This is a genomic window from Micromonospora sp. CCTCC AA 2012012, from assembly GCF_040499845.1.
GTDB classification, from domain to species: Bacteria; Actinomycetota; Actinomycetes; order Mycobacteriales; family Micromonosporaceae; genus Micromonospora; species Micromonospora mangrovi.
The window spans coordinates 4,204,469-4,230,548 of sequence record NZ_CP159342.1; the positions used below are offsets into that span (position 1 = coordinate 4,204,469).

The following is a 26,080-nucleotide window of genomic DNA, read 5'->3' on the forward strand; positions in this document are numbered from 1 at the left end:
GCGCACCTCTCAGAGTCCTTCGCCCAGTGCACGCCAAAAACTGTCCTGGACTCGCCGCAACAGGCCGTCCCGGATCGCCCGCTCACGGCTCGTCAACGGGCGACCGTCCGCCTCCGATATCGCCTCGAGGTCACGCCGCACCTCGTACAGAGCATGCTCCCACTCGGCCACCCGATCGAGTGCGGCGAGGTGCAGACGGAGTTCGCCGACGTGCCCATTCGACATTCGAAGGTTCACGAGGACGTCCCGGTATCCGCTCGGCGAGGGTGCCAGGAAGCGATCCTTGATGTCGAGGATCACGACCTGAGGGTCTGCGGCCAACTGGTCGACCGCCCGGTAGATGTCGTCGAGTTGACGGAACTGAACCTTGGCCGCAGCCAGATCCTTCAACCGAGAAGCGTCGTTCCGGTACTCGACAAGCTTGTCCAGCACCCGGTCGCGGCCCTTGGGTCGGAGACGCCAGCCCGGTTGCCCGTGGTCACCGGCAAGGTTCGTTGCGACGCCGTTCAACTCCTGTTGCGCCACGGCCGCATCGGCGAAGAGCTGCTCAAGGTAGCCGAGCCGGTAGGTTTCATCGTCACGACGGGACGTGTCGAAGCCCAGTTGCAGGTTCGGCTGTCTGCGGGCCGCCACGGCCGTACTGATCTGTCGTTGTCGGGCAGTCAAGGGGGTGGGCCGTGGTTCCGGATCTACATTGGCGACGACCGCTTCCGGACCGCGGTCGGCGATGTCGGCGAGGACCTCGCCGAGGACGTCGATCGCCTGCTGGTGACTGGCGAGATGGTGCAGCGTCAGCGGCCTGGCCGTCAGCGAGTCGGCCAGTTCCGGCGTCGCGAGGATCATGCGGGCCAGCTCGGGTCGCTGCGTCAGCTGGCGGACCAGCGCCTCGGCGAGCAGTGGCTCGCCGCGCGGCGGTGCCTCCCAGGTCTGGTCGAGCATCTGCGCAAAGCGCGGGTCGCCGAGCAGCCGCGCCACGTCCCGGGCCGCCGGGTCGTCCAACTGCGGCGCGAGGCTGCGCAGGGTGGCGGGATCGAGGTGGTGCACCAGCTCGGCCGGTGTGACTCCGGCGGCGAAGACCTGATCCAGGTCGGTGCTGCCGGCGAGGACGTCGCGGACCGGGAGCATGGCCGAGACCCGGTCGCTGTGCGCGTCCAGCCGGGCCTGCCGCACCCGCGTCCGGTCCGGCTCGGTCGACGGGCCGCCGGCGGGCGCGTCGCCCGGACCGGGTTCCCCGAGCAGATGTACGCGGTTGAAGTCCGGCGCGTCACCGCGATCCGGGTGCCGGGGTGGCAGGTCGGGCAGGACGCTGTAGGCGCCGCGCGGCCGATCGGGCAGTGGCATCGGCGTGCCGTCCGGCCCGACGACCAGGGCGTCGACCGCGATGACGTTGGCCCGTTCCGGCCAGCCGGTGTGTCCGTAGAGCGGCCGGTCGTACACGACTCCGTTCTGCGGGTCGAGATAGAGGACGGTGCCGTTCTGGTTCAGCGCCACCCAGGCGTGGGATCCGCCGCCCTCCCAACTGCTGATCAGGAAGGCGTAGCTGCCGTGCCCTCCGGTGAGCAGTTGCCGGTGCAGGTCGTGATAGCCGTGCTCCACGTTCCGACGCAGCTCGGCGTACGTCGTCGCACCCGCCGGGCCGCAGAGTGCCTGGAAGCGCCCGCCGGTGCTCGCCTCGACCCGCAGCGGCCCGTCCTGCTCACCACCGACTGGTTGCCTGACGTCTCCCGCCAGGTAGCCGTCGAAGGTTCGCGGCGCTGAGACCCGCGGCCGGCCGTGCATCCAGGTCTCGTAGAGCGAGAGCGTGCAGTCGAGGCAGTTGATGCCCCGGGTCGGGTCGGCCTGCGGCCCGCCGTCGTTCGCCAGCCGGAACCATCCGCCGTCGCGAGGATCGGGGGTACGCAAGACACCACCGTCGGCGGCGCGGGGCATCTGCCGTTCGAGGTCGGTCTGGTGCAGCGCCAGCGGTGGCCGCAGACCGCCGCGTACGCCGTACCGCCGGGACCGGTCGATCGGGGGCGGGTCGTCGTCGCCGGTCAACGCCGACCGGTCGGACGTCTCGACGGCACCGACGGCCAGGTCGGCGACGTCGTTGTTGATCCGGTGGAAGTCGGCGTCGTCGTCGACCATCACGTCCTTGCGCAGAGCCGCCCCGTCGAGCACAGCCCGGGCCAGCTCACGCAGGTCGTAGCTCTCCTGGCTGGCCTCGAACGCCTGACGCTGCCAGCGTTCCGCCGCCAGGTCACGTCCCTCGCGGCGCAGTTGCTCGGCCTGAGCAGCCCGCTCAGTGGCCAGGCGTTCGTTTCGGTCCGCCCCTTCCCGAAGCCAGTCCGCCTCCTCGTAGCGGCGCTTGTCCTCGAACCATTGCCGCTGGGCCTCGAAGTACCCCTGGTAGCGCCGCCGGTCGAGCGCTTCCCGGTCGGCGGCGAGGGCGGCCTCCCGCTCTGGTGTCCTCGGCCGGTGCGGCGGCCGGTGGAACGGGGGTGGCGGGTCCGGCAGGGAATCGTCGGTCGGGTGGGCCGGTCCCGGTGCCAGCGCCTCCAGCAACGGGAACCGGGGCGACGGTCGCGGCCGGTCCTCCGACCCGGCGCCCGAGTGCTCCGGTGCCGGGGCGGTCGGCGCGGGGCCCGGTGCTGTCGTGGTCGGTGCGGCCAGCCGGTGCGAAATATCCGGCGCGACCGGCGGGACGACGCGGGACGACACGTCAGGCGCGGCCGGGATCGCCCGGGAGGAGACAGCCGGGCCGGGGTGCGAGCCGCGCACGCCGATCGGTGGCCGGTCTCCGCTCGTGGTCGGCTGCGGAGTCGGGAGGGGTGCGCCGCTCACGACGGCCGGGGAGGCCGCGGCCTGCGCCGCCACCGGCGGGAGGGTCGGGTCGAGCGTCGGACCGGTGACCACCCCCGGGCTAGTCGACGGCAGGCTGGGCACCGAAACGGTCGGGGGCTCGACCGCCACCGAGGAGAGCGTCGGACTTACCGGGGCCGCGACGCCGACCGAGGAGGTTCCGATGTGCGTCGACACCGGTCCGACGCCCGGGTCGGCGGCGGGGCCGGCTGGAGGTGGACCGTCCCCCGCTCCGGCGGCCGCCTGGCGGACGCTCGCCGGCCCACTGACCGCCTCATGAACGTCCCCCGGCCCCGCGTATGCCGGGCGGACCGTCTCCGGCTCACTGACCGCCTCATGAAGGGCCTCCGGCCCGGCGAACGCCTCGTGGACGGCTGTCAGGTCGAACGACGGCGAACCAGCGGTCGGTGCGTGAACCGCGCCGTCGGCCGGTGGTTGCGCACCGGCGAGCACAGCGTCGGCGGCTTCGGGTCGGACGACACCGGCCTCGACCACTAGGCCGTCCGCAGAACCAGCACCCCACCCGGGCCCGAGCACCCGGTCCGAGGTGCGCTGCATGGGGAGGTGGTCGACGGCCCCGCTCGCCTCCGACAGGTCGGTCGCGACCGGCGACGCCAGCCCGGTGAGGTCCAGCGACGGTGGGGCGGCACCGGCGAGGGCGGCGAGCCGCCCGTCGAGCCGGTGGTGCATAGCCTCGTCGGCCTGCCCGGTGACCGAGCCGCTGACGCCGGAGACCGCCGCCCGGGCCAGGTCCTCCAGTGACACGCCCTGGCCGGTGGCCAGGCCGGCCGCGCCCTCGGCGATGGTCTCGCCGGTCATCTCCCGGCCGAGGTGCTCGCCGATCCGGCCCAGCCGGCCGTCGGCGTGCCGGCCGAGCCCGGCCAGGGGGGCCGCCGCACCGCCGGCGAAGCCACCGACCGCCGAGGTGGCCACGTCGGTCACGTCCAGGCCGTGCCCGCGACCGGTGGAGTTCTGGTACGCCTGCGTGGCGAGGCTGACGCCGGCCTCCTGGCCGGCCTCGGCCAGGCCACCGAGGGCGGCCCGCCGGGCGAGCCCGCGGACGCCGCTCTTCACGACCTGCTTGGCGGCCCGCTCACCGGCCTCCTTCAGCCCTTCCCTGATGGCCTTGCGGGCCAGCTGCGCCATGAGCCGTTTGAAGATCTGCTGGACCACCAGCCGGGTGGTGGTGATGGCCACCCCTGCTGCAGGTGAGGCGGCACCGGCGGTGAGGACCGTCGCCACCGCCACCGACATCAGCTCGACGACCAGGATGCCCAGCTCGATCCAGACCTCCAGCTTGGCACCCTCGATGTCGCAGCCGCACGACTCGACCAGCCGGCCCAGCTCCCCGGTGACCGCGAACAGCACGGGCAGCGGAGCCTCGTCGCCCTCGGCCACCCGACGCCAGGCGGTGTCGAAGGCAGCCGCCACCGCGCCGACGCCGCCGTAGCCGCTGCGCACCTCGGATGCCGCGCCGGTCGCGTCGTCCCGAGGGCCGGTCAGGACGTCCGCCACGCCGTACCAGCGGTCGGCGAGGTCCCAGACCGCGCATTCGTTGCCGTCCGGCCACTCCACGCCGATGACCCAGTCCAGGGCCTCGTAGATCCAGCCGGGCACGTCCCAGGGACAGTGGTCGAGCGGGTGGGGGATCGGGCTGGGCAGCAGGCTCACGCGCGGATCCTCCGGAACTCAGCGCCGGTGCCGGTGCGGAAGCGGGTGGCCGGTGATCCCGTCGAGGTGGCGCGCGTTCGTCTCGTCGGTCTCCAGGGTGGCGGCCACCGACCGGACCACGTCGGCCCCGAGCCCTTCCAGGGACCGGCCGAGCAGCTCCCATGCGCGCAGCAGCGTCTCCTCGTAGCGGCGGTACTGCTTGTCGAACGCGCCGCCGATGTCGTCCCGGCCCCAGGGCCGGGCCGCACTCGCCGCCGCCAGCTCCCCGCCGACCGTCCGGCGGGAGGCACTGACGGCCTCACCGGCGAGGGTCAGGTCCGCTCCCCCGCGCCGGGCCCGGTCGGGGTCCAGCCAGAGCTGCGCGTCCGTCACCGTGCCGACTCTCCACGCTGGAGCACCGCGTCGGCCCGCCCCAACAACGCGCCGAAGTCGTTCGTACGCAGGAACTCCATCGACGGCGACCCGGCCGGCAGATAGCCGGCGACCAGGTCCTGGGTCGCGCTGACCGCGGCGGCGGAAGCCCGGTGGACCGTCTTGGTGATCTTCCGGCTCAGCGCTCGGGCGTCCCGTTCGTGGAAGACGGCAGGGGTGACCTCGACGTCGATCAGTTCACCCCGGGCACCGGCGGTCGCCGTCACCTGACCGTCCTCGGATCGCTCGGTCACCCGCAGCTCGGCGAGCTTGACCTGGAGTTCGTCCAGTCCGGACCGAAGTCGCTGGTACTGGCCGTACACCTCGTCGAACCGCGCCCGAAGCGCGCGGTTGGCATCCCGGTCCACACTGTCGACCAACGCAGGCTCCTCCCCGTCACCCTCGGTAGGGCCGACCATACCGGGCGCCACGAAATCCGTGGGGTCCGCTACCGTCAGGTGGTGATCGAGCGTCGACAGGCCGAGCAGTTGGCCGCCGTGTGGGCCCGGCGCGACTCCGACCGCCTTGGCTTTCCGTGCACGCCGGTGGTCGAGGAGTTCGAGCTGGGCTGGCTGATCACCTCGGACGTGACACCCGACGCCCGGGCGCTCCCCGGTGACCTGCCGACGACCGTGGTCGACAAGGAGACCGGCGACCTCTCCACCTGGCCCCGACTGCCGTTCCCGATGGTCGAGCGGATGTTCCTGGAGCGGCGGCCGACCGGGCCGCCGCCGCCGCGCACGGTGGACGCCGGGAGCCAACTGCTCCGCGAGCTCAGCCGGTTGCCCACCCCGGGCGCCGCCGCGCACCTGACCCGCAACGGCCGGACCTGGATCCGGTACGGCGCGAAGGGCGAGGTGGAACTCCGGCATCACCCCCTGGTCCGCGCCTACCTCGACGAGCTGCCGCCCGGGCACCTGGTCCGGGGCGGCGACCGGCACGCCGAGATGATCGTCGTCTCCGACGTGCTGCACGAGTACGACCAGCAGCGGGTCGCCACCGGTCAGCCGCCCGCCTCACTGGAGGAGGCCAGGACGTTCCTGGGCGACGCCGACCTGGAGTTCTTCCGCATCCGCGAGCCCGGGGACCCGGCCGGCGGCCGGGCGGAGCTGCCCTGCGACTCCTGCATCAACTTCCTGGTGCACGTCAACGCACTGCCGTGGTCGGATCTCGCGTACACCCAGATGTGGCGTCCTGGCCCGCAGGCGGTCCCAGATCCCGACCCCGGGCGTTTTCCGCCCGAGATCGCTGCCTCACTCGTCATCGCGGGCTGGCGGCCCCACTTCGGGGACGAGGTACTCGCCGCCGCCGCTATCAGGGACGTAACGGCTGTGAGGGGAAAGCGTCACACCCATGCCGTCTTTCCAGCGGCCACGAGCACCATTACGACCTTCCCTGGCCTGAACGGGAAACGTCGAGGGCCTGGTGAAGAAGTCTGGATCTCCCGTTTAGACATCGTCCCGTGGAAGATGGGGCACACCGCTGACACGCTCGCCGACTTCGGGGGCGTGCTCGGCGTACGGCTCTTTCCGCTGGGTACCGAGCGCGGCGACAGCATCATCGCCGTGGACGAGCACGGGCGGATCTTCGCTCTCGACCAGGCCGGTGAGTGGTTCCTCGGCCCGGACATCGACGCCGCCCTGACCACCCTGCTGCTCGGCCGCGCCCCCGCCCGCGTACGCGACGACGGCACCTGGTGACCGGTCCGGGCTAGAGGGCCACCCCGGTCAGGACCATGACGCGCGCCTCCGTGTAGTCGTCCATGGCGCTGCGCAGCCCTTCCCGCCCGACCCCGCTCCCCTTCACCCCGCCGTACGGCATCTGGTCGGCCCGGTACGACGGCACGTCCCCCACGATCACCCCGCCGACCTCCAGCGAGCGCGCCGCCGTGAAGGCCACGTCGAGGCGGTGCGTGAAGACGCCCGCCTGCAACCCGTACGCCGAGTCGTTGACGGCGGCGAACGCCGCCTGGTCGCTCTCGACGGGCCCGACCACCAGCACCGGCCCGAAGACCTCCTCGGCGCAGACCTTGGCGTCCGCCGGCACCCCGGAGAGCACGGTCGGCGGATAGGTCGCGCCCTCGCGCCGGCCGCCGACCTCGATGGTGGCGCCGGCGGCGACGGCCTCGTCGACCCACGCCTCGACGCGTCGGGCGGCCTCCTCGGAGACCAGCGGCCCGACGTCGGTCAGCGGGTCGGTGGGGTCGCCGGTGCGCAGCGCCTCGACGGAGGCGACCAGCCGGGGCAGGAAGCCGTCATAGGTCCATTCGTGCACGTAGACGCGCTGCACGGCGATGCAGGACTGGCCGGCCTGATAGTTGGCGAAGGTGGCGATCCGGTGCGCGGCGAAGGTGAGGTCCTCGTCGGTGTTCCAGTCCTCGCAGATCACCGCCGCCGCGTTGCCGCCGAGTTCCAGGGTGACGTGCTTCTCCGGGGCGGCCCGGCGGATGGCCGCACCGACCGGCCCGGAGCCGGTGAACGACACGACCGGCAGCCGGGGGTCGGCGACGAGGTCGGCGGCGCGCTCGTTGGGCAACGGCAGCACCGAGAACATGCCCGCGGGCAGCTCGGTCTCGGCGAGGAGTTCGCCGAGCAGCAGCGCGGAGAGCGGGGTGGCGGGGGCCGGCTTGACGATGATCGGGGCGCCGACGGCGATGGCCGGGGCGACCTTGTGCGCGACCAGGTTCAGCGGGAAGTTGAACGGGGCGATCCCGAGCACCGGGCCGCGGGGCACCCGGCGGACCAGGGCGATCCGCCCGGTCGCGGTGGGGTCGGTGTCGAGGCGTTGCAGCTCGCCGGAGAAGCGCCGGGCCTCCTCGGCCGCCCAGCGGAACGTGGAGACGGCGCGCCCCACCTCGGCCTTCGCCCACTTGACCGGCTTGCCGTTCTCGGCGGTGATCAGCGCCCCGACCTCGTCGGCCCGTTCGGCGAGCCGCCGGGAGACGTGGTCGAGGGCGGCCGCGCGGGCGTGCGCGGGCAGGGCCGCGGCCTCCGCCGCCACGCCGGCCGCTGCCGCGACGGCGGCGTCGACCTGGTCGGCCGTGGCGAGCGTCGTACGTCCCACCGGCCGGCCGTCGTACGGGTGGGTGACGGTCAGTTCGCCCTCGCCGTGGGCGGGGCGACCGGCGACATAGAAGGCTCTGGGCTCCACACCTCGGCAGCGTAGACGAGTCGAGCCCGCGCGGAAACAGTTGCCCGAGGCCTTGTGGGCCGCGAATTCAGTAGCCAAGATGGCAGTCAGATTGCGATAACCTCCGCTGACCCCCTCCCCCGGCCATCCCCTCGGAGACATCTGATGAGCGACCAGCAGAAGCTGCGCAACTTCGTCGACGGCGCGTACGTCGACCCGGTGGACGGCGGGTACGCCGACCTGATCGACCCCTGCACCGGTGAGGTGTTCGCCCAGGCGCCGGTCTCCGGGGCGGCGGACGTGGACGCGGCGATGCGGGCCGCCGCCACCGCCTTCGAGAGCTGGCGGGACACCACCCCGGGCGAGCGGCAGAAGGCCATGCTCAAGCTCGCCGACGCGGTGGAGGCCCGCGCGGCCGAACTGGTCGACGCGGAGGTACGCAACACGGGCAAGCCCCGGCAGCTCACCGCCGACGAGGAGCTGCCGCCGGCGGTGGACCAGTTCCGCTTCTTCGCCGGTGCCGCCCGGCTGCTGGAGGGCCGCTCGGCGGGTGAGTACATGGCGGGGCACACGTCGTACGTGCGGCGGGAGCCGATCGGGGTCTGCGCGCAGGTGACGCCCTGGAACTACCCGCTGATGATGGCGGTCTGGAAGATCGCCCCGGCGCTCGCGGCCGGCAACACGGTGGTGCTGAAGCCGTCGGACACCACGCCGGTGTCGACGCTGCTGCTGGCCGAGATCGCCGCCGAGTTCTTCCCGCCGGGCGTCTTCAACGTGGTCTGCGGCGACCGGGACACCGGTCGTACCCTCGTGTCGCACCCGACCCCGCAGCTGGTGTCGATCACCGGCTCGACCCGCGCGGGCATGGAGGTCGCCTCCGCCGCGGCCCCCGACCTGAAGCGGACCCACCTGGAGCTGGGCGGCAAGGCCCCGGTGGTGCTCTTCGACGACGCGGACGTGGCGGCGGCGGCCGAGGCGATCGCGGTGGGCGGCTACTTCAACGCCGGTCAGGACTGCACGGCCGCGACCCGGGTGCTCGCCGGCCCGGGCATCTACGACGACTTCGTGGCAGCCCTCGCTGAGCAGGCCCGGAACACCAGGACCGGCGCGCCGGACGACGAGGACGTCCTCTACGGCCCGCTGAACAACGCCAACCAGCTGGCCCGGGTGCGCGGCTTCGTGGACCGGCTCCCCGACCACGCGACCGTGGAGACCGGCGGCGCGCAGGTCGGCGAGCGCGGCTACTTCTATTCCCCGACCGTCGTCTCCGGCGTCCGGCAGGCCGACGAGATCATCCGGGACGAGGTGTTCGGGCCGGTCATCACGGTGCAGCGCTTCTCCGACGAGGACGAGGCGGTGCGCTGGGCCAACGGCGTCGACTACGGACTGTCGGCGTCGGTCTGGACGAAGGATCACGGCCGGGCGATGCGGATGACCCGCCGGCTGGACTTCGGCTGCGTCTGGGTGAACACCCACATCCCGTTCGTCTCGGAGATGCCGCACGGCGGCTTCAAGCACTCCGGCCACGGCAAGGACCTCTCGGTCTACAGCCTGGAGGACTACACCCGGATCAAGCACGTCATGCACAACATCGAGGCTCAGTGAGCGCGAGGAGTGAGCCGGGTTTGCGAGCCCCGCAGTCGCGAACGAAAGAAGGCACAGTCACCATGACTTCTTCCGAGGAACTGCACAAGCGGCGGGGGGCCGCGGTCGCGCGCGGCGTCGGGAGCACCATCTCGGCGTACGTGGAGCGGGCGGGGGGCGGCACGATCGTCGACGTCGAGGGGCGGGAGTGGATCGACTTCGCCGCCGGCATCGCGGTCGCCAACGTGGGCAACTCCGCACCCCGGGTGGTCGAGGCGGTGAAGGCGCAGGTCGAGCGCTTCACGCACACCTGCTTCATGGTCGCGCCCTACGAGTCGTACGTGGCGGTGTGCGAGCAGCTCAACGCGCTCACGCCGGGGAGCTTCGAGAAGCGGTCGGCGCTGTTCAACTCGGGTGCCGAGGCGGTGGAGAACGCCGTGAAGATCGCCCGGCACGCGACCGGGCGGCCGGCGGTGGTGGTCTTCGACCACGCGTACCACGGGCGGACCAACCTGACCATGGCGTTGACGGCGAAGAACATGCCGTACAAGCACCGGTTCGGGCCCTTCGCCGGGGAGGTCTACCGGGTGCCGATGTCGTACCCGCTGCGTGACGGTGGGCTCTCCGGGGCTGCCGCCGCCGCCACCGCGATCGAGATGATCGAGAAGCAGGTCGGCGCGGAGAACGTGGCGGCGCTGCTGATCGAGCCGATCCAGGGCGAGGGGGGTTTCGTCGTACCCGCCGAGGGTTTCCTGCCGGCGCTGCGGGAGTGGGCGACGGCGGCCGGGGTGGTCTTCGTGGCCGACGAGATCCAGACCGGGTTCTGCCGGACCGGCGACTGGTTCGCCTGCCAGCACGAGGGCGTCGAACCGGACCTGGTCACCCTGGCCAAGGGCATCGCCGGTGGGCTGCCCCTCGCCGCGGTGACCGGCCGGGCGGAGCTGATGGACGCCGTGCACGTCGGCGGCCTCGGCGGCACGTACGGCGGCAACCCGATCGCCTGCGCCGCCGCGCTCGCCTCGATCGAGACCATGCACGAGCTGGACCTGGCCGCCGCCGCCCGGCGGATCGGCCAGGTGATGGGTGACCGGCTGCGCGCCATCGCCGCCCGCGACCCCCGCATCGCCGAGGTACGCGGCCGGGGCGCGATGCTCGCCGTCGAGCTGGTCCAGCCGGGCACCCTGACCCCGGACCCGGCCGCCACGGCGGCGGTCTCGGCGGCCTGCCACGCCGCCGGCCTGCTCACCCTCACCTGCGGCACGTACGGCAACGTGCTGCGCTTCCTGCCCCCGCTGGTCATCTCCGACGACGAGCTGGCCCGGGGTCTGGACATCCTGGACGCCGCCTTCGGCTGACCCGGCCCGGGTGGAACACCATGGCTGTCACCGGAGCCGGGAGACAGCCATGGTGTTCCACCGAACGCTGCGGCAGGTGAGGCCAGCCGGTCGGATCAGCGCAGCACCTCGACCACGTTGCGGCGGACCAGGTTCTTGCCGGGTTCGCGGATCAGCTCCATCGCGGCGGCGTTGAGCAGCACGCAGCTCCCCGACGGTCCGACCACCGGCACCGTGACCACCCGGCCGTTGTCCAGGTTGGTGACCCGCAGCCGCGTGCCGACCGGGAACTGCCCGCTGGTCGCGGCGGGCGCCCCGCCGTCGGCCGAGAAGGTGATCGCGCCACCGCACGCGCTGGACGCCGCCCCACCGGCGGCCGGCGGGCGGGCGGAGCCGGCGGCGGGTTGGGCCGCGCCGGGCCGGGTCTCCCCCGGTTGCCTGCCGCGACCGGGCAGGCCGCCCGGCTGCGCCGCGTCGCCGGCCAGCCGCTCCACCAGGTTGCGGCGGATGACGTTCCTGCCGGGCTCCCGCACGAGGTCCATGGCGGCGGCGTTGAGCAGCACGCAACTGCCCGACGGTCCGACCACCGGCACCGTGGCCGCCCGACCGTTGTCCAGGTTGGTCACCCGCAGTCGGGTCCCCACCGGGAACCGGTCACTGGTGGCGGCGGGCGCGCCCGCCTCGGCCGAGAAGGTGACCGACCCCGGGCAGGCGCTCTGCCGGGCGGGCGTGGTGTCGGCGAAGCCGAACCCCGTTCCGATCGCCACCACCGCCGAGGCGACCACCGCCACGCCGGCCGCCAGCACGTGCTTCCGCTGCACCTTCACCCGTATCTCCCGTCGTCCGCGCTCCGTGTCGGCTGGTACGGCTTGGGAGCGCTGCCCGGTTCAGCGGTTCCGTAAAGGAAGTTACGGGTAGCCGCCTCCCCGCTCGTCATCCCCGCCGACGAGCTGTCATGCGGCATCGACATCCTGAACGCGGCATTCAACGCCGGAGCCGTTGGTTGACCGAAGGCAACTGCCGCGCGCATTGCCCGTCGTGGTCGGGATGGAGCAGGCAGCGCCGGCCGTTGGGCAGGTGCCGCTCACAGAAGGCGGGATGGCGCACCTCGAGGTCGTCGACGCTGGTGACGGCGGCCTCCCCGCATTCGACCAGGCTGTGGAAGCTCAGCGAGCGCGCGATGACCCGGGCGACGCGGACGGCGGTGGCCAGGTCGTCAACGACTACCGGCAACTGGATCAGGTAGCAGTGCCCGGCCGTGGGGGTGGGGTTCATCGGTAGTTGGGGTAAGGTCACGGGTCCGAGCCTGCTCGGGCTGCCAGCGGCGTAGGGCATCCTTGATCCGCTCGGTCTCCCGGCGGGCCCGGTCGGCCGCGTCGTAGGCGGCGGCCAAGTCCCCGGCGACCCGGTCGAGGAACGCCTGCACGTCGGCGGGGTCCAGGCCACGCCGGCCCAGCCGGGTCCACTGGAAGCTGCGGCGGCACACCTGCTTCGGATGCAGAGGTACGGAGGACGCGGAGCGGTACGCGACCGCCTCGAAGCGCTGCCGTACGGCCGGACGACGCCGGAGAAGCCGCTCGACGAGGTACTTCACGGGAAACCTGCCTTTCGACGTGTGCTGGGGGTGGGAGTGGCCTGGCGGTCGGATGGCGTCACCAGTCGTCTTCATCGGCGGTGGGCCAGATCTGGCGGTCGAGGATGGCGCGTAGCCGCTGATCCTCGGCGGCAAGCTGACGCTCACGCGACTGCTGCTCATCGAGCGGCAGGCCCGGGCTCTCTGCGCCCGGCTGAGCGTCGGAGTCCACCAGTTCACCCCGTTCATGCTCACTACTGGTAGCAGCTTGAACGCCAAGCGGCATGTAGTCAACCCAACTATAAGGGTTGACTAGTTGAGGGCTGGGAAGGTCGCAGCGTGCCACGTCAGCCGCTGCGCGTCATGGGGACCGCCGAGATCGCGGAATACCTCGACGTATCCCGCCAGTGGGTCGAGGTCCTGAGCCGACGCCGGGACTTCCCCGAGCCGGCCGCGGTCCTGAAGGCCGGCCGCATCTGGCGATCCGAGGACATCGAACAGTGGGCGGCCGAGCACCGACCTCGATCCGAGCCCGACGAGCCCGCGTAGCCAGTGCGACATTCCGTGCAGCGGAAAGTCCAACTTCCGAGGCTCAATCGAACGGCTTCGCCAGAAGTTGCCGTTACCCCGGTACAGCCGCGCACACACTTTCCGTTCCTGCCGCTACGGTAGGGCCGGCAAATCGTGCGTGATCGCAGGCCGCGAGGAGATGACCACCAGCATGACCTTGACCGACGCTTCCCCGGCTGGCCGCTACGCGCGTGCATCAAGGCCGGCGCGCGACACGCTCGCCGTTCCAATGAGCCTGCCGGAGCTGGAGCAGTATCTCGCCCGGGCCGCTGACCTGCTGCGTGGGAGCATCGACCAGGCGGACTTCAAGGCGTACATCTTCCCGCTGATGTTCTTCAAGCGGATCAGCGACTGCTACACCGAGGAGTACGAGCGGGCGCTGACGGAGTCGGACGGCGACCACGAGTACGCGTCGCTCCCCGAGAACCACCGCTTCGGCATCCCCACCGGCAGCCTCTGGGAGGACGTGCGCGCCCGCACCGAGAACGTCGGGCAGGCCCTGGTGACCGCCTTTCGGGCGATAGAGAAGGTCAACCCGGATGTGCTGTACGGCATCTTCGGCAGCGCCACCTGGACGAATAAGGACAAGCTGCCCGATGCCAAGCTCCGCGACCTGATGGAGCACTTCTCCACCAGAACGCTGAGCAACGCGGTCGTCGCACCGGACGTGTTCGGGCAGGCGTACGAATATCTCATCAAGCGGTTCGCGGACCAGTCCAACAAGAAGGCCGGCGAATATTACACCCCGCGATCGGTGGTGCGGCTGCTCGTCGACATCCTCGACCCACAGGAGGGTGAGACGGTCTACGACCCGGCGTGCGGCACGGGCGGCATGCTCATCGAGGTCATCGAGCATGTGAGGCGCCAGGGTGGCCAGCCGAAGACCCTGTGGGGCAAGCTTTACGGCCAGGAAAAGGTGCTCGCCACCAACGGCCTCGCCAAGATGAACCTGCTACTGCACGGGGTTGGGGAGTTCGAACTCGCCCACGGTGACACCCTGCGCTCGCCGGCCTTCTACGACGGCGCCCGCCTCGCCCAGTTCGACTGCGTGATCGCCAACCCGCCGTTCTCGCTCAAGAGCTGGGGCGAGGTGGAATGGGCCACCGACCCGTGGGGCCGGAACCGGCTCGGGGGCGTGCCACCCAAGGGGTACGCCGACTGGGCCTGGGTCCAGCACATGATCGAATCCGCGGCACCGGGGACGGGTCGGGTCGCCGTCGTACTGCCGCAGGGGGCGCTGTTCCGGCAGGGCGCTGAGGGACGCATCCGAGAGTTCGTCCTGAAGGTGGATGTGGTCGAAGCCGTGATCGGCCTCGCGCCGAACCTCTTCTACGGCACTGGATTGGCCGCGTGCGTGCTGATCCTGCGCCGACGTAAGGCCGACGTCCGCAAGAGCAGGGTGCTGTTCGTCAACGGCGAGACGCTATTCAAGCGCGGCCGTAACCAGAACAGCCTCGAACCCGAGCACGCCGACACCCTGCTGCGGACCGTCCAGGCGTTCGCCGACACGCCCGGCCTGGCGGCGGTCGCCACGCTCGACGAGATCAAGGCCAACGATTTCAACCTCAACATTCCGCTGTACGTCGCCCCCGCCGACGATGGCGAACAACGCACGCTGGAGCGAGCCCTGACCGACCTCGAAGCGGCCCACGCCGCCGCCCGCGAGACCCGCGCCGCGCTGGAAGCCGAACTGGCCAAGTGGGGTCTCGGCCCGAGCGAGGTGATGGCGTGAGCGCCCGCATCACCCAACGCGAACTGGAGTCCTACCTGTGGGGCGCGGCCGTCCGGCTACGCGGCCTCATCGATGCCGGCGACTACAAGCAGTACATCTTCCCGCTGGTCTTCCTCAAGCGACTCTCCGACGTGTACGACGAGGAACGCGCTGCGGCGCTAGCCATCTACGGTGACGACGAGGCGGCCGACCTGCCGGAGAACCACCGCTTCGCCATTCCCGATGAGGCCCACTGGCAGGACATCCGCAAAGTCGGCAGCAATCTCGGCGCGGCGATCCTGGCCGCCATGCGGGCGATCGAGTCGGCCAACCCGCACACCCTGACCGGAGTGTTTGGTGACGGCGACTGGGGCAACAAGAACCTGCTGCCCGACCGGACCCTCAAGGATCTCATCGAGCTCTTCTCCACCAAGACGCTCTCGGTGGCGAACCTGCCCGAGGACGAACTCGGCCAGGGATACGAATACCTGATCAAGAAGTTCGCCGACGACTCCGGCCACACCGCCCAGGAGTTCTATACCAACCGCACTCTCGTCCACCTGATGACCATGATGCTCAAGCCCGTGCCAGGCGAGTCGGTCTACGACCCGACCTGCGGCACCGGGGGAATGCTCATCTCCACCGCCGCCGAGCTGCGCCGGCAGGGCAAGGAATGGCGCAACCTGCGCTTGTACGGTCAGGAACTCAACTACGGGACGTCGGCCATCGCCCGGATGAACCTGTTCCTGCACGGCATCGCCGACGGGGACATCAAGCACGGCGACACGCTCACCAAGCCCGCCTTCCTCGACGGCGCGCGGCTGCGCACCTTTGACGTAGTGCTCGCCAACCCGCCGTACTCCATCAAGGCGTGGAACCGAAGCGTGTTCGCCAACGACCCGTACGGCCGCAACATGTGGGGAGTCCCACCGCAGAACGCGGCCGACTATGCCTTTCTGCAACACATCGCCAAGAGCCTCGAACCGGCATCGGGCAGGGCGGCGGTTCTGTTGCCACACGGCGTCCTGACCCGGGTGTCTGAGGCCACGGTCCGTCAGGCGATGGTTCGCACGGATCTCGTCGAGGCGGTGATCGGCCTGGCACCGGGTCTGTTCTACAACTCGGCGATGGAGGCGGTCGTGCTCGTCCTCCGATCCCGCAAGTCCGCTGAGCGTCGTGGCCGGGTCCTGTTCATCAACGCTGTGCGCGAGTTCGCCCGCGTGCAGGCGCAGTCCTTCCTGAGCGACCGGCACCAGCAGAGCATCCTCGATTCGTACCAACGGTTTGAGGATGAAGAAGGCTTCGCGGCCGTCGCAAGCATCGAGCAGATTGCTGACAACAGCTACAACCTCGCCATTCCGCTCTACGTGAAACCGCCGCGCGATGGACGGGGAGCGACCACCAGCGACCACATCGAGGCCAGGGTTGCTACCTGGCGTGACGCAGCCGCAGCAGCCGACACGGCCGTCGACGATGTGTTGGCGCTCCTGCGGCAGGAGGTGACCCAGTGAGTCTCAACCTCGACAAGAGCGCCTGGAAACGGGTTCGGCTGGGTGAGGTGATCCGCCGCTCGCAGACACAGGTCGACCCGGTAAGCACTGGTGTGGAGCGTTACGTCGCTGGCGGCCACGTCGACAGTGAAGGCGTGACAATCGAGCGATGGGGTCAGGTCGGCGACGGTCAGATGGGTTCCACCTTCCGGTACGTCTTCAAGCCGGGGCAGGTTCTCTTCGTGTCGGCGCGGCCCTACCTGCGCAAGGTCGGGGTGCCTGACTTCTCGGGCGTCGTCGCTGACAAGACCTACGTCCTGGACGCGATTCCTGAGAACGGATTGCTTCAGGAGTTTCTTCCATTTCTGCTTTCGTCAGAGGCGTTCATCGAGTACGCAACCGCCGAAGCGACCGGGTCAATGAATCCTCGGTTGCTGTGGGGACCGATGCAGCGTTACGAGTTCGACCTGCCGCCCCTCGAAGAGCAGAGGCGCCTGGCCGGTCTCCTTTGGGCGCTCGAGCGGCACTGGCGAGCCACCCTAGCTATTACCGAGGCGGCTCAGGATTTGCTTTACCGTTCGAGATCTGAATTCTTTAGCGACGAGTCAGGTGCCGTTCGGGCTGAAAATGCATTTTTGATTACAATTGGACGGCAGCGTTCACCGAAGCATGAAACAGGCGAACACCTTGTCCCATATCTGAGGTCTGCCAACGTTACCCCTAGCGGCATCGATATAAACGACGTTAAAGCCATGAATTTCAGTCCCGAAGAGCAAAAGAAGTTCCGGCTAGAAGTCGGCGACGTGCTGGTGTCGGAAGGGAGTGCCAGCCCCAAGGCTGTGGGCATGCCGGCGGTATGGAACGGCGAGATTGCCAGTCCTATCTGCTTTCAGAATACCCTCCTTCGCTATCGGCCGATTACGGGAGTAACTCTTCCAGGGTTCGTCGAGCAGTGGTGTCTCTGGGCATTTGAGTCGGGACGCTTTCTGAACGCTGCATCTGGGACCAACATTTTCCATATTGGCGTTCGCGGCGCCTCAGGGATGAAAGTACGCGTTCCACGTCTTGAAGAGCAGGCGGAATTCCTATCTAGGGTCTCGGCAGCAACGGAGCTAGTTGCGGCTCCAGGAAAAGAGGCGTCCACCATCGAGGCGATGAGACGCGCAATCCTGACCCAGGTCTGCGGGGGGCGTAGCTAGTGAGCTTCAACGAAGCGAACACGGTTCGGGATTTTGTGCGGGACCTTGTCGCCTCGCCTCACATCCAGTTCGTGCCCGGCAAGGAGTTGCCGCGTCGGGAGGATGAGGTGCTGCTGGAGGGGCCGGTCAAGGAGGCCCTGATCCGGTTGAACCCGGCCATCGAGGCCGATCCGCGGCTTGCCGACGAGGTGATCTATCACCTGCGGGCGGTCATCCTGTCCGCTCGGCGTACGCCGAATCCGGTGGTGGCGAACGAGCAGTTCGCCGCGTGGCTGACCGGGCAGAAGTCGATGCCGTTCGGCCCGTCCGGAGAGCACGTCACCATCCGGCTCATCGACTTCGACAACCCAGAGCCGAGCGCCAACCAGTGGATGGTCTCTACGGAGGTGACCTATCGGGTCGGGAAGGTCGAGCGCCGCTTCGACCTGGTGCTGTGGTGCAACGGCTTCCCGCTGGTCGTGGGCGAGGCGAAGTCGCCGGTCCGCCCTGCGTACTCCTGGATCGACGCGGCGGCGCAGATCAACGAGGACTACGAGGTCAACGTACCGGCGTTCTTCGTTCCCAACGTGCTTAACTTCGCCACCGAAGGCAAAGACTTCCGGTACGGCTCGGTCGGCATGCCCGTTGACCTGTGGGGACCGTGGCGGGAAGACGCCGACGACGCCGCCCCGGTGCCGCCCGGGCTGGCAGTTGTGCGCGAAGCCGTGGAGGGTGTGCTCTCGCCGCCGGCGGTGCTGGACTTCCTGCGGTTCTTCACAGTGTTCGCCACCGACAAGAAGCACCGCAAGATAAAAATCATCGCGCGCTTCCAGCAGTTCCAGGCGACGAACCTCATCGTCGAGCGGGTGCTGCACGGCCGAATCAAGCAGGGCCTGATCTGGCACTTCCAGGGTTCGGGCAAGTCGCTGCTCATGGTCTTCACCGCGCAGAAGCTGCGCGCCGCAGCCGGGCTGACGAACCCGACGGTGATCATCGTGGTGGACCGGATCGATCTGGACACCCAGATCACCGGCACGTTCAACGCCTCGGACGTGCCGAACCTCATCTCGACCGACAGCCGCCGGGAGCTGCAAGCCCTTCTCAAGGCAGGCGCTCGGAAGGTCATCATCACCACGGTGCACAAGTTCGGTGAGGCGCCGGGGGTGCTCGACGACCGCGACAACATTATCGTCATGGTCGACGAGGCCCACCGTTCCCAGGAGGGCGACTACGGGCGCAAGATGCGCGAAGCCTTGCCGAACTCGTTCCTCTTCGGCCTGACCGGCACCCCGATTAACCGGCGGGACCGCAACACTTTCATGTGGTTTGGGTCCACCGATGACGAAGGTGGTTATCTCTCCCGATACTCCTTCCAGGACTCGATCCGGGACGGGGCGACGCTGCCGCTGCACTTCGAGCCGCGCCTGTCGGAGATTCACCTCGACGCTGGTGCGATCGATGCAGCGTTCGCCGAGCTGGCCGAGCAGCACCGGCTCACCGAGGCGGACAAGACCACGCTGTCGAAACGCGCCGCCTCACTCGAAGTGTTGATCAAGGCGGACGATCGAGTCCGCCGGATCGCGGCCGACATCGCCGAACACTTCCGCACCAAGGTCGAGCCACAGGGGCTCAAGGCACAGGTGGTCGTCTACGACAAGGCGACCTGCGTCGCCTACAAGACGGAGTTCGACGAGATCCTCGGTCCCGACGCCGCCACGGTCGTCATGAGCCGCACCGCTCGCGACCCGGAGGAGTGGAAGGAATACACCCCCGACCGGGACGAGTTGGAGCGGATCACCGCCCGGTTCAACGACCCGGCCGACCCGCTGAAAATCATCATCGTGACGGCGAAGCTGCTCACCGGCTTCGACGCGCCGATCCTCTACGCGCAGTATCTCGACAAGCCGCTTAAGGAGCACAACCTGCTCCAGGCGATCACCCGCACCAACCGGGTCTACCCGCCGACTAAGACGCACGGGCTGATCGTCGACTACCTGGGCATCTTCGATGACGTCGCCAAGGCGTTCGCCTTCGACGAGAAGAGCGTCCAGCAGGTCATCAGCAACATCGACGTGCTACGAACCCAGCTCGGCCCGGCCATCCAGGCCGCGCTGGCGTTCTTTCCCGGCGTCGACCGCACCGTGGGCGGCTACGAGGGACTGATCGCCGCACAGACGGCGATCGGCAGCGACGAGGCCCGCGACGCCTTCGGCGCGTCCTTCAGCGTCGTCGCCCAACTCTGGGAAACACTCAGCCCGGACCCGATCCTCTCCACCTACGCGGCCGACTACCGATGGCTGACCGACGTGTACGAGTCGGTACGGCCGTCGGACATCGCCGGTCGGCTCGTGTGGCACACCCTCGGTGCCAAGACGTTGGAACTCATCAACGAACACGTCACCGTCGAGGTTCCCCGTACCGACCTTGACATGATCGTCCTGGACGCCCAGGTGATCGAAGACCTCATGACGGGTCGGCGGAAGGACGTCGACCCGGTCGAGGTCGAAAAGTGGATTACCGCCCGGATCGCCAAGCACCTGGGTAATCCTGTTTTCATCGAACTCGGCAAGCGGCTCACCGCGCTACGGGAGAAGTACGCGCACTCCCAGCAGGCGAGCCTGGACTTCCTCAAGGAACTGTTCGCCCTTGCCCGGGATACCGTGGCCGCGGAGAAGGCCGCCGCCGAGGTACCCCGAGAGGACCAAGGCAGGGCGGCGCTGACCGAACTGTTCCAATCCCTCAAGGGCAACGGCACCCCGATCATCGCCGAGAAGATCGTTGACGAGGTTGATGAGGTCGTCCGGGCGGTGCGGTTCACGGGCTGGCAGGACACCCGTGAGGGTGACCGGCTGGTCCAGCAGTCCCTCCGCAAGACGCTCTGGACCAAGTTCAAGATCCGCGACAACGACGTGTACGAGCGTGCCCTGGGCTACATCCGCGAGTACTACTGACGTTGCGCTCGCCAGCAGAATGAGGCGATGGGCTGCCAGCACATCGAGCCGGACAGTTGGCGATCAGGCGTGAGCTGGGTCACGATGGGCGCGAGGAGGTCGCCGATGGCTGACCCGTGGCTCGCCCTGGAATTCGGTGCCGATCCGGCGGAACGGATCGCGCAGGTCGGCGCCGCCCATGAGGCGTTCCTCACCGCCAGCGCCACCCCCGCCCAGGTCCGCGACGTGGTCCGGCGCTCCTGGGAACGTTCCGCGCTGCTCGACCCCGAGGTCACCGCCACCGTCGACCTGACCGACGACGCGTTGGAGAGCTACCGCGCCGGCCATCCGCTCGCCCGGGTGCTGCCGCTCTTCCGCGACCTGCTCGGCGGCATCGCCCAGGACGGCGCGCACCTGATGGCGGTCTGCGACGCGTACGGGCGGCTGCTCTGGGTGGAGGGGCATCCGGGGGTGCTGCGGCACGCCGAGCGGATGAACTTCGTGCCCGGCGCCCGTTGGGACGAGGGGCACGTCGGCACCAACGCCCCGGGCACCGCCCTGGCCGTCGACCACAGCGTGCAGATCTTCGCCACCGAGCACTTCAGCCGGCCGGTGCAGCGCTGGACCTGCGCCGCCGCGCCGATCCACGACCCGGCCACCGGGCGGCTGCTCGGCGCGGTCGACATCACCGGCGGCGACCACCTGGCCAACGCGCAGAGCCTCGCCCTGGTCCGGGCCACCGCCCGGGCCGCCGAGGCGTTCCTCGCCCAGCCGCTCGACCCGACCGTGGTGGCGGTCAGCGCGCTCGGCCGCGACGAGGCCGAACTGCGCGTCGGCGGGCGGCGCCTGCGGCTCGGCCGCCGGCACAGCGAGCTGCTGGTGCTGCTGCTCGACCATCCGGAGGGGCGGACCGGCGAACAGCTCGGCCTCGACCTGTACGGCGACGAGCGGCTGCACCCGGTCACCCTGCGCGCCGAGCTGTCCCGGCTGCGGCGGGCGCTCGGCCCGGAACTGCTCGACTCCCGCCCGTACCGGCTGCGGGCGACCGTGCGGGCGGACTTCCGTACCGTCACCGAGCTGCTGGAACGCGGTGACGCGGCGGGGGCGCTCGACGCGTACGCCGGGCCGTTGCTGCCCGGGTCGGACGCGCCGGGGGTGGCGCGACTGCGCCGGCGGGTCGACGGCCAGTTGCGCGCGGCGGTGCTGGCCGCCGCCGACCCGGGCCTGCTCGCGGCCTGGACCGCGACGCCCGCCGGCGCCGACGACCTCACCGCCTGGCAGGCCCTGGCGCGGGCGTTGCCGCCGGGTTCGCCGCGCCGGCCGCTCGCCCTCGACCGCCTCCGCCAGCTCTCCGCCGAGTACGACCTGCCGCGCGCAACGTTCCTGCAACGTCCGGGAAACTAACGTCCCCCGCCATCACCCCTTCGATGGCGGAGGAAACCCATGACCCGCTACGACGCACCCACCCACTGGCAGTCCCGCTACGACCACTACATCGGCGGCGAGTACGTCACGCCGCACCGCGGTCAGTACTTCGAGAACCCCAGCCCGGTCACCGGTCGGACCTTCTGCGAGGTGGCCCGGGGCACCGCGGAGGACGTCGAGAAGGCGCTCGACGCGGCGCACGGCGCGGCCGACGCGTGGGGCCGCACCTCGGTCGCCGAGCGGGCGCTGATCCTCAACCGGATCGCCGACCGGATGCAGGAGAACCTGGAGTCCCTGGCCATCGCCGAGACCTGGGAGAACGGCAAGCCGGTACGCGAGACGCTGGCCGCCGACATCCCGCTGGCGATCGACCACTTCCGCTATTTCGCCGGGGCGATCCGGGCGCAGGAGGGCTCGCTCGGCGAGATCGACGACGACACCGTGGCCTACCACTTCCACGAGCCGCTCGGCGTCGTCGCGCAGATCATCCCGTGGAACTTCCCGATCCTGATGGCGGTCTGGAAGCTCGCCCCGGCGCTGGCCGCCGGCAACGCGGTGGTGCTCAAGCCGGCCGAGCAGACCCCGGCGTCGATCCACTACTGGCTCTCGCTCGTCGCGGACCTGCTGCCGCCGGGCGTGCTGAACATCGTCAACGGCTTCGGCGTCGAGGCGGGCAAGCCGCTCGCGTCCTCGCCCCGGGTGGCGAAGGTGGCGTTCACCGGCGAGACCACCACCGGGCGGCTGATCATGCAGTACGCCAGCGAGAACATCAAGCCGGTCACCCTGGAGCTGGGCGGCAAGAGCCCGAACATCTTCTTCGACGACGTCAGCGCCGCCTCCGACGACTTCCTGGACAAGGCCCTCGAAGGCTTCACCATGTTCGCCCTCAACCAGGGCGAGGTCTGCACCTGCCCGTCCCGGGCGCTGATCCAGCAGGGCCACTACGCCGACTTCCTCGCAGCGGCGGTGGAACGCACCAACGCGATCGTGCAGGGGCACCCGCTGGACACCGACACGATGGTCGGGGCGCAGGCCTCCAACGACCAGCTGGAGAAGATCCTGTCCTACCTGGACATCGGCCGGCAGGAGGGCGCGAAGGTGCTCACCGGCGGCGAGCGGGCCGACCTCGGCGGCGAGCTGGCCGGCGGGTACTACGTGCAGCCGACGATCTTCGAGGGCGACAACTCGATGCGGATCTTCCAGGAGGAGATCTTCGGCCCGGTGGTCTCGGTGACCTCCTTCGCCGACCTCGACGACGCGGTGAAGATCGCCAACGACACGCTCTACGGGCTCGGCGCGGGCGTCTGGAGCCGGGACATGAACACCGCGTACCGGGCCGGGCGGGCGATCCAGGCCGGGCGGGTCTGGACGAACTGCTACCACGCCTACCCGGCGCACGCGGCGTTCGGCGGCTACAAGCAGTCCGGCATCGGCCGGGAGAACCACAAGATGATGCTGGAGCACTACCAGCAGACCAAGAACCTGCTGGTCAGCTACTCCACCAAGAAGCTCGGCTTCTTCTGATGACGGCCGTCGGTGACGGTGCCGTGGCGGCCGGGGACGCCGCGGCACCGCCGCCCGTGACCGTGACTCCCGCGGCGGCCGAGGTGATCCGGTCGCTGCGGGAGCGGCACGGGCCGCTGATGTTCCACCAGTCCGGCGGCTGCTGCGACGGCAGCGCCCCGATGTGCTACCCGGCCGGCGAGTTCCGCACCGGGTCGTCCGATGTCCTCCTGGCGTCGCTGGAGGTGGACGGCGTCCCCGAGCCAATCGGGTTCTGGATGTCGAAGTCGCAGTGGGAGTTGTGGCGGCACACCCGGTTGACGGTCGACGTGGTGCCGGGACGGGGCAGCGGGTTCTCGTTGGAGGCCCCGGACGGCGTCCGTTTCCTGATCCGCTCCCGGCTCGCCACCTGACCCACGCCGGGGCGGCCCGTGGGTCGGCCGGTCACCGGAGGCTGGACCGGTGGCCCCAACCGATGGCGAGCTGCACCGCGTCGTCCCAGGCCCGTACCTGCCGGTCCCGCTCCTGGGGCGTGGTCCGCGGCTGCCACTCGGCGGCCTTGTGCCAGTACGACCGCAGCACCGCCCGGTCCGCCCAGTAGCCGGCGACCAGCCCCGCGGCGTAGGCGGCGCCCCGGGACACCGTCTCGGCCACCATGGGGCGGACCACCGGCACGTCCAGGATGTCGGCGAGGGTCTGCATCAGCAGGTTGTTCGCGGTCATCCCGCCGTCCACCGCCAGGCTCCGCAGCGGCACGTCGGCGTCCGCGTTCATGGCCGCGACGACCTCCCTGGTCTGCAGGGCGGTGGCCTCCAGGACGGCCCGCGCCAGGTGCCCCTTGGTCACATAGGAGGTGAGCCCGACGACCAGCCCCTGCGCGTCGCTCTCCCAGTGCGGCGCGTAGAGCCCGGAGAAGGCGGGTACGACGTAGCAGCCGCCGTTGTCCTCCACGCTCAGCGCGAGCGTCTCGATTTCGGCGGGCGAGCGGATCAGCCCCAGGCTCTCCCGACACCACTCCACCAGCGCGCCGGCGATCGCGACCGCCCCCTCGACCGCGTAGACGGGGGGCTCGCCGTCCTCCTGGTAGGCCACCGTGCTGATCAGCCCGTGCCGGGACCGGACCAGTTCCGTTCCGGTGTTGAGCAGCAGGAAGGCACCGGTGCCGTAGGTGCACTTGGCGTCCCCCGGGTCGAAGGCGGTCTGCCCGAACAGCGACGCCTGCTGGTCGCCGATAACGGCGGTCACCGGTATCCCGGGCACCGGTGCGCAGGTGGTGCCGAAGGTGGTCATCGAGGGCCGGATCTCGGGCAGGGCGGCGCGTGGCACCCGCAGGCAGTCGAGCAGCTCGTCGTCCCACTCCAGGCTGCGGATGTCCATCAGCATGGTGCGGCTGGCGTTCGTCACGTCGGTGGCATGCAGGCCGCCGTCCACCCCGCCGGTCAGGTTCCACACCAGCCAGCTGTCCATGGTGCCGATCAGCAGCTCACCCCGGGCGGCACGCTCGGCCACGCCGGGCTCGGCGTCGAAGAGCCAGCGCAGCTTCGGGCCGGAGAAGTAGGACACCAGCGGCAGGCCGGTCCGGGCGTAGATCTCCTCGGCCGAGAGGTCGCAGGCGATGTCGTCGAGCATCCCGGCCGTGCGGGTGTCCTGCCAGACGATGGCCCGACCGACGGGCTTGCCGGATCTGTGGTCCCACACGACGGTGGTCTCCCGCTGGTTGGTCACCCCCAGCCCCACCACCTGCTCGGGACGGGCGTCCACGTCGTCGAGCGCCTGCGGGATGATCCGGCAGACGATCTTCCAGATCTCCTCGGCGTCGTGCTCCACCCAGCCGGGCCGGGGGAAGTACTGCCGGTGCTGCTGCTGGGCCAGCGAGACCAGCCGGCCCTGGTGGTCGAAGAGGAGGCATCGGGTCGAGGTGGTGCCCTGGTCGAGCGCGGCGACGTACGTCTCCCTCATCAGCCTCTCCCGTGCCCGAACTCCCTGGATATCGACCGGGCGGCGCGGACGACCTCGTTGGCGAGGCCGACCCGCGGCCGGGACCGGCTGTCACAGATGGCGTCCACGGGCCCCGCGATGCCCACGGCCGCGACGACATAGCCGCCCCGGTCGCGGATCGGCGCGGCGATCCCTGCGGTGTCCGGGTCCGACTCCTCCACCGCCGCTGCCCATCCGGTGTCCCGGACGTCGGCGAGCTGACGCAGCAGCGTCGGCCGGTCGGTCACCGTCCGGTAGGTCAGGCTCTCCAGGGGCCGGCCGACGATGCTGCGCGCCGCCCCCGGGTCGAAGGCGAGCAGAACCTTGCCGAGGGCGGAGGCGTGCAGTGGGAGCCGGCCGACGACGTCCGCCCGCTGGCTCCGGCCGTGCAGGCCGAAGACGTGGTGGGCGATCACCACCGCACCGTCGCGGAACACCGCGACCCGGGCCGCCTCGCCGGTCCTGGCGGCCAGCGCGTCGGTCCAGTTCAGGGCGCGCGAGCGCAGCTCGTTCGGGTCGAGGTGGGTCAGGCCGAGGTGGAGGAAGTCCGCCGCGAGGAGATACTGCCCGCTGTTCTCGTCCTGCTCCACGAACCCCACCTCGCGCAGGGTGCGCAGCAGGCCGTGCGTGGTGGGTTTGGCGAGCCCCAACGATGCGGTGATCTCGGCCAGCGCCAGCGGCTCGGTCTCGGAGGCCAGCAGGCGCAGTATCGCGGCCGCTCGCTCCACCGACTGCACCGGGCCTGGCATGGAC

Annotated in this window: 21 protein-coding genes; 11 read left to right on the forward strand and 10 right to left on the reverse strand. The window is 70.2% G+C overall.

Annotation, left to right across the window (positions count from 1 at the left end; all coding sequences use genetic code 11):
* Window positions 1-9: 9 nt before the first annotated feature.
* From ABUL08_RS18485 to ABUL08_RS18495, 3 genes are read right to left on the reverse strand one after another with little or no spacing between them, the layout of a single operon-like run.
* The gene (locus ABUL08_RS18485) at window positions 10-4,512 is read right to left on the reverse strand and encodes a toxin glutamine deamidase domain-containing protein (RefSeq protein WP_350931167.1); all 4,503 of its coding nucleotides are present in this window, start codon (window positions 4,510-4,512) and stop codon (window positions 10-12) included.
* Between the two features lie 18 nt (window positions 4,513-4,530).
* On the reverse strand, window positions 4,531-4,884 hold the full coding sequence (locus tag ABUL08_RS18490; RefSeq protein WP_350931168.1) for a hypothetical protein: 354 nt from the start codon (window positions 4,882-4,884) through the stop codon (window positions 4,531-4,533).
* Complete coding sequence (locus tag ABUL08_RS18495) at window positions 4,881-5,303, reverse strand: YbaB/EbfC family nucleoid-associated protein (protein ID WP_350931169.1); 423 nt, start codon at window positions 5,301-5,303, stop codon at window positions 4,881-4,883. The genes ABUL08_RS18490 and ABUL08_RS18495 overlap by 4 nt, the downstream gene beginning before the upstream one ends.
* A gap of 81 nt (window positions 5,304-5,384) precedes the next feature.
* On the opposite strand from ABUL08_RS18495, the gene ABUL08_RS18500 reads away from it, so the two are divergent.
* Window positions 5,385-6,623, forward strand: a complete 1,239-nt coding sequence (locus ABUL08_RS18500) for an SUKH-3 domain-containing protein (protein ID WP_350931170.1) — start codon at window positions 5,385-5,387, stop codon at window positions 6,621-6,623.
* A 10-nt stretch (window positions 6,624-6,633) separates the two neighbouring features.
* On the opposite strand, the gene ABUL08_RS18505 is transcribed toward ABUL08_RS18500, so the two are convergent.
* Window positions 6,634-8,073 carry an aldehyde dehydrogenase family protein gene (locus ABUL08_RS18505; RefSeq protein WP_350931171.1) on the reverse strand — a complete coding sequence of 480 codons (1,440 nt, stop codon included), beginning with the start codon at window positions 8,071-8,073 and terminating at the stop codon, window positions 6,634-6,636.
* 144 nt (window positions 8,074-8,217) lie between these two features.
* Here ABUL08_RS18505 and ABUL08_RS18510 point away from each other — a divergent pair, with 144 nt between their 5' ends.
* Window positions 8,218-9,657 (forward strand): gamma-aminobutyraldehyde dehydrogenase, encoded by a 1,440-nt coding sequence (locus ABUL08_RS18510; protein WP_350931172.1) that lies wholly within the window; start codon window positions 8,218-8,220, stop codon window positions 9,655-9,657.
* A 20-nt stretch (window positions 9,658-9,677) separates the two neighbouring features.
* On the forward strand, window positions 9,678-10,991 hold the full coding sequence (gene gabT / locus ABUL08_RS18515) for a 4-aminobutyrate--2-oxoglutarate transaminase (protein WP_350931173.1): 1,314 nt from the start codon (window positions 9,678-9,680) through the stop codon (window positions 10,989-10,991).
* Between the two features lie 95 nt (window positions 10,992-11,086).
* On the opposite strand, the gene ABUL08_RS18520 is transcribed toward gabT, so the two are convergent.
* The 4 genes from ABUL08_RS18520 to ABUL08_RS18535 all read right to left on the reverse strand — a co-directional run bounded on the left by ABUL08_RS18520 (window position 11,087) and on the right by ABUL08_RS18535 (window position 12,775).
* Window positions 11,087-11,797: a hypothetical protein gene (locus ABUL08_RS18520; RefSeq protein WP_350931174.1), complete on the reverse strand. Its 711-nt coding sequence runs from the start codon at window positions 11,795-11,797 to the stop codon at window positions 11,087-11,089.
* A 157-nt stretch (window positions 11,798-11,954) separates the two neighbouring features.
* A complete protein-coding gene (locus tag ABUL08_RS18525; RefSeq protein WP_350931175.1) occupies window positions 11,955-12,245 on the reverse strand; it encodes a hypothetical protein in 291 nt (96 codons plus the stop codon).
* A complete protein-coding gene (locus ABUL08_RS18530; RefSeq protein WP_377522320.1) occupies window positions 12,187-12,564 on the reverse strand; it encodes a DivIVA domain-containing protein in 378 nt (125 codons plus the stop codon). Before ABUL08_RS18530 ends, ABUL08_RS18525 begins: the two co-directional genes overlap by 59 nt.
* Before the next feature lie 58 nt (window positions 12,565-12,622).
* Window positions 12,623-12,775 (reverse strand): hypothetical protein, encoded by a 153-nt coding sequence (locus ABUL08_RS18535; RefSeq protein ID WP_350931176.1) that lies wholly within the window; start codon window positions 12,773-12,775, stop codon window positions 12,623-12,625.
* 107 nt (window positions 12,776-12,882) lie between these two features.
* Here ABUL08_RS18535 and ABUL08_RS18540 point away from each other — a divergent pair, with 107 nt between their 5' ends.
* The 8 genes from ABUL08_RS18540 (at window position 12,883) to ABUL08_RS18575 (ending at window position 23,763) form a co-directional block, all read left to right on the forward strand.
* A complete protein-coding gene (locus tag ABUL08_RS18540; RefSeq protein WP_350931177.1) occupies window positions 12,883-13,092 on the forward strand; it encodes a helix-turn-helix transcriptional regulator in 210 nt (69 codons plus the stop codon).
* 160 nt (window positions 13,093-13,252) lie between these two features.
* A complete protein-coding gene (locus tag ABUL08_RS18545; RefSeq protein ID WP_350931178.1) occupies window positions 13,253-14,845 on the forward strand; it encodes a type I restriction-modification system subunit M in 1,593 nt (530 codons plus the stop codon).
* Window positions 14,842-16,335 (forward strand): type I restriction-modification system subunit M, encoded by a 1,494-nt coding sequence (locus ABUL08_RS18550; protein WP_350931179.1) that lies wholly within the window; start codon window positions 14,842-14,844, stop codon window positions 16,333-16,335. Before ABUL08_RS18545 ends, ABUL08_RS18550 begins: the two co-directional genes overlap by 4 nt.
* Window positions 16,332-17,513: a restriction endonuclease subunit S gene (locus tag ABUL08_RS18555; protein WP_350931180.1), complete on the forward strand. Its 1,182-nt coding sequence runs from the start codon at window positions 16,332-16,334 to the stop codon at window positions 17,511-17,513. The genes ABUL08_RS18550 and ABUL08_RS18555 overlap by 4 nt, the downstream gene beginning before the upstream one ends.
* Window positions 17,513-20,443, forward strand: coding sequence for a type I restriction endonuclease subunit R (locus ABUL08_RS18560; protein WP_350931181.1), 2,931 nt, complete (start codon window positions 17,513-17,515; stop codon window positions 20,441-20,443). Before ABUL08_RS18555 ends, ABUL08_RS18560 begins: the two co-directional genes overlap by 1 nt.
* A gap of 105 nt (window positions 20,444-20,548) precedes the next feature.
* The gene (locus ABUL08_RS18565; protein ID WP_350931182.1) at window positions 20,549-21,826 is read left to right on the forward strand and encodes a transcriptional regulator; all 1,278 of its coding nucleotides are present in this window, start codon (window positions 20,549-20,551) and stop codon (window positions 21,824-21,826) included.
* A 39-nt stretch (window positions 21,827-21,865) separates the two neighbouring features.
* Window positions 21,866-23,371, forward strand: a complete 1,506-nt coding sequence (gene adh, locus ABUL08_RS18570) for an aldehyde dehydrogenase (protein ID WP_350931183.1) — start codon at window positions 21,866-21,868, stop codon at window positions 23,369-23,371.
* Window positions 23,371-23,763: a DUF779 domain-containing protein gene (locus ABUL08_RS18575; RefSeq protein WP_350931184.1), complete on the forward strand. Its 393-nt coding sequence runs from the start codon at window positions 23,371-23,373 to the stop codon at window positions 23,761-23,763. The genes adh and ABUL08_RS18575 overlap by 1 nt, the downstream gene beginning before the upstream one ends.
* 31 nt (window positions 23,764-23,794) lie before the next feature.
* Here ABUL08_RS18575 and glpK read toward each other — a convergent pair whose 3' ends face one another.
* Both glpK and ABUL08_RS18585 read right to left on the reverse strand, forming a co-directional pair.
* Entirely contained in the window at window positions 23,795-25,309 is a 1,515-nt protein-coding gene (gene glpK, locus ABUL08_RS18580; RefSeq protein WP_350931185.1) for a glycerol kinase GlpK, read from the reverse strand.
* Window positions 25,309-26,076 (reverse strand): IclR family transcriptional regulator, encoded by a 768-nt coding sequence (locus ABUL08_RS18585; RefSeq protein WP_350931186.1) that lies wholly within the window; start codon window positions 26,074-26,076, stop codon window positions 25,309-25,311. Before ABUL08_RS18585 ends, glpK begins: the two co-directional genes overlap by 1 nt.
* Window positions 26,077-26,080 lie beyond the last annotated feature (4 nt).